Genomic DNA, 3,787 nt, shown 5'->3' on the forward strand with positions numbered 1-3,787 from the left:
ATAAATATAATTTTATCCAAGAAAGAATTGACTACTTTAAAACATTATATAAAAAAAATATATTATTTTGTTATGATTTAGAATACAATTTAAACATAAACAATAGTAGTATTATAGAATATAACTTAAATAACATTAAAACCAACGTTCAATATGATTTTTATAATACACGATTAGAAAAATTTACAGGTACTTTTTTAAGCTCAAATGCAATAAATGATATAGCTTTTGACTTAGGGTTAAATTATATACCTTCAATAGTGTTACCAACGCTAAAAGCATTAGCAATTGATTTGGATAACACATTATATTCTGGGGTTCTAGGTGAAGATGGAATTAATGGTATTAATATTACTCAAGAGCATAAAAAACTACAGCAATATGTAATAGATAAATTTAAAGAAGGTTTTTTTGTATGTATAGTTTCTAAAAATGATATTAAAGATGTGGAAGAATTAATTAGAACTAATGACAATTTTATTTTAAAAAATGAATATATAACTAAAATCTTTGCAAGCTGGGATTCTAAATCCAATTCAATAATACAAATGGCACAATTTTTAAATATAAATACAGATAGTATTTTATTTATAGATGATAACTTAGGTGAATTAACTCAAGTTAGAACTATCATACCAAATATTAATATAATACATGCAAAAGATGATGCTGGTAAAACATTAAATGTGCTAAAAAATTATCCTAGAATGAAAAAATTTAATTTAAACTTTGAAGATAGTATAAGAAGTAAAGATAGTCAATCAAACAATAAAAGAACTGAATTGCAAAACACATTGAGTTATACTGATTATTTAAAATCTTTAAATATGCATTTAACCTATGATTACGAAAATATAGAACAAATAAATAGAATATTTGAATTAGCAAATAAGACTAATCAGTTTATATTGAGTTATAAAAGATATAGTTTAGAAGAAGTAAAAAATATTTTTAACGATAGTGATTATAAAATATGTACTATTAACTTAAAAGATAATTTATCAGACAGCGGAATTATAGGTGTAATAGTCGGTAAAAAAACTAATGATTATTTAATTATAGAAGAAGCTTTTGTTAGTTGTAGGGCACTTGGTAGAGGCATTGATGATTTTATAGTAACAAAACCCATATTACTTATGATGGAACATTTTAATGTAAGTAAACTAAAGATATTTTTTACAAAGGGCGATAGAAATTTACCCGCAGAAATGTTTATTAATGAACACTTTAAAAACAATATAAATCAAACAAACGATTTTAAAGCTGATTTAGATAATGAATATTTAAGTATTACAATTAAAGGAATATAACATGGAAAAAATAATTAACATTATATCAGAAATAACTTCTATCAAAAAACAAGAGTTAAATGCAAAAATAAATGAAGATAGCATATGGGACTCTTTTAATCATGTCAGTATAATTATGGCTTTAGAAGAAGAATTTAATTGTATATTTGAAGATGAAGAAATTATGAATATGAAAAGTATTTCAAAAATACTAGATGTTTTAAATAAAAAAGATTTAATATGAATAAAAAAATAATTATAAATGGATTTTTATATAGATTAAGAAGTGTTGAATTAATTGACGCTCAAGATATTATAAATATAAGAAATGAAGATCAATATAGAAACAAATATATAAATCCAATATCTAATGACCTTAAAAAACAAGAAGAATGGGTAAAAAATTATTTAAACAGAGAAAACGACTATTATTTTGTAATAGAAAACAAAATTACAGGAGAAAAAGAAGGTCTAATAAGTTTTTATGATATCAATAACAATATTGCAGAGTGGGGACGTTGGGTTATCAAAAAATCATCTTTATCATCTATTGAAAGTGTGTATTTGCTATTTGACTATGCTCTAAATAAGTTAAAACTAGATAAATTATATTGTAGAAGCATAAAAGATAATGTAAATGTTATTATGTTTCATGATAATATAGGCGAAATAAGATACAAAGAGTATGAAAATTTTTTTCACATAAATAACACTTATTATAACGCTATTGAGCACCAAATTGATCTAAATACTTTTAATAATATTAAAAATAACCTTATAGATAAATCGCTGCAACTTCTTTTAAGAGAAATAAAAAAGAATTTAAAACTTTTTAAATTTCACCATATCGGCGTAGCTTGCAAAGATATTGATGAAGAATTGACCTCATTCTCGTTATTAGGTTATAAAAAAGAAGGAAATGCTTTCATAGATGAAAATCAAGGTATAAAGGGTCAATTTTTAATTTCAAGTAAAGCTCCAAGACTAGAATTACTTGAAAATCTAAATAATTCTAATACTCTTAATTATTGGAACAAGCAAGGCATTAAAATGTATCATTTTGGGTATACTACAGATGATATTGTAAAAGCTAAAGAATTGTTTTTAAAAATAGGAGCAAAATTAATATCTGATATTAAATATTCAATATATTTTCAAAACAATATATGTTTTTTAGTGCTAAAAAATAAATTTATAATAGAACTTATACAAAACAAAGGATAACAATGCTAAATGAAATTAATAAATTAAAAGCCCAAGGATATAATTCTATTTGTTTTTGGTTACCAGCGCTTAATATTGGTGGTGGAAATTATGCTTTTGTGCAAATGATAAATAGTATTGTTAAAAATTCAGATATTAACATATATTATTGTGATTTTAAAGATGGTTATGCAACATATTTATTAAAAAATAATAAAAAAGTTAAAATTATAGAATATAAAGAAAATGATCTTGTTTTTCCATTAAAAGAAAAAACAATAATAATAACAAATAGTACAAGACCTATACAAATTACCAAAATGAACCCTAATAATAAAATAATATTATGGCACTATGAAACAACTCTATGTGCTTGGAATATAGTTTTCCTAGATGATGAGACAAAAAGTTTTTTTAAACTTGTGAACGAAACTAAATGTATGACCTATATAGATTGGGGAGCAAAAAATAGCATAGAAAAACAACTTAATATTTCTCTAGCTGAGACACCATATATACCAATAACTCTTGAGCCACATAACAAAATAGAATTAGCAAATACAAATTTAATAAATAAAAATGAAATAAATATATGTTGGTTAAGTAGATTAGCACTAGAAAAAGTTCAAGCCTTGTATTATCTTATAGAAAATATATCTAATTATAAAACCAATAAAAAAATTAACTTCCATATAATAGGTGATGGTATAAAAGCTAAAGAAGTTCAAGAATTTGTAAAAATATATCGTAATATTAATTTTATTTTTACTTCTACATTATTATTAGATGATATGAGAGAATATTTAATAAAAAATGTTGATTTACTATTTTGTATGGGAGCTTCGGTGCTAGAAGGAGCAGCTTTAAAGATACCTTCTGTTGGATTACTTCTAGATGATTATGGCAAAAAAATTAACTCAGAATATGCTTTTTGGTTATTTGATAGTTCTGATTATTGCACTGCCATAATGCAGTATCAAACAAATGAGTTTAATGGTAAACTAACTAAGATAAAAGATATGTTGGATTTAATATATAACAATTCAGAAAATAAGCAAATTTATGGAAATAAATGTTATGAACATTATATAAAATACCACTCAAGCTATTATGAAGCATCTAAGAATTTATTAAAAGTAGCTAATAATTCACTGTATGTTATACACATCTGACGCTGCGGACGAAAAGAGAGGATGTAATCTCTGAAGACCCCGTCACTTACAAAAAAAAAACAGAAGATATTTTTTTTATCCTCGCACATGCTCCAACTATTAACCTTTAACTACTAGTGTCAA

The 3,787-nt window shown here is 23.7% G+C and carries 4 protein-coding genes; all 4 read left to right on the forward strand.

Features of this window, described 5'->3' with window-relative positions:
* On the forward strand, positions 1–1,310 hold a 1,310-nt coding region (locus KJQ99_RS08830; protein ID WP_214150579.1), incomplete at its 5' end, for an HAD-IIIC family phosphatase.
* Position 1,311: 1 nt separating this feature from the next.
* Complete coding sequence (locus KJQ99_RS08835) at positions 1,312–1,533, forward strand: acyl carrier protein (protein ID WP_214150580.1); 222 nt, start codon at positions 1,312–1,314, stop codon at positions 1,531–1,533.
* Positions 1,530–2,513 (forward strand): GNAT family N-acetyltransferase, encoded by a 984-nt coding sequence (locus KJQ99_RS08840; RefSeq protein ID WP_214150581.1) that lies wholly within the window; start codon positions 1,530–1,532, stop codon positions 2,511–2,513. The genes KJQ99_RS08835 and KJQ99_RS08840 overlap by 4 nt, the downstream gene beginning before the upstream one ends.
* Positions 2,514–2,515: 2 nt before the next feature.
* A complete protein-coding gene (locus KJQ99_RS08845; protein ID WP_214150582.1) occupies positions 2,516–3,664 on the forward strand; it encodes a glycosyltransferase family protein in 1,149 nt (382 codons plus the stop codon).
* Positions 3,665–3,787: the final 123 nt, after the last annotated feature.

This window comes from Campylobacter sp. 2018MI13 (assembly GCF_018501135.1).
In the GTDB taxonomy this organism is placed as follows: domain Bacteria; phylum Campylobacterota; class Campylobacteria; order Campylobacterales; family Campylobacteraceae; genus Campylobacter_E.

Coding starts and splice junctions, on each gene's coding strand:
- KJQ99_RS08835 (WP_214150580.1), top strand. CDS start 1,312: ATGGAAAAAATAATTAACATTATATCAGAAATAACTTCTATCAAAAAA.
- KJQ99_RS08840 (WP_214150581.1), top strand. CDS start 1,530: ATGAATAAAAAAATAATTATAAATGGATTTTTATATAGATTAAGAAGT.
- KJQ99_RS08845 (WP_214150582.1), top strand. CDS start 2,516: ATGCTAAATGAAATTAATAAATTAAAAGCCCAAGGATATAATTCTATT.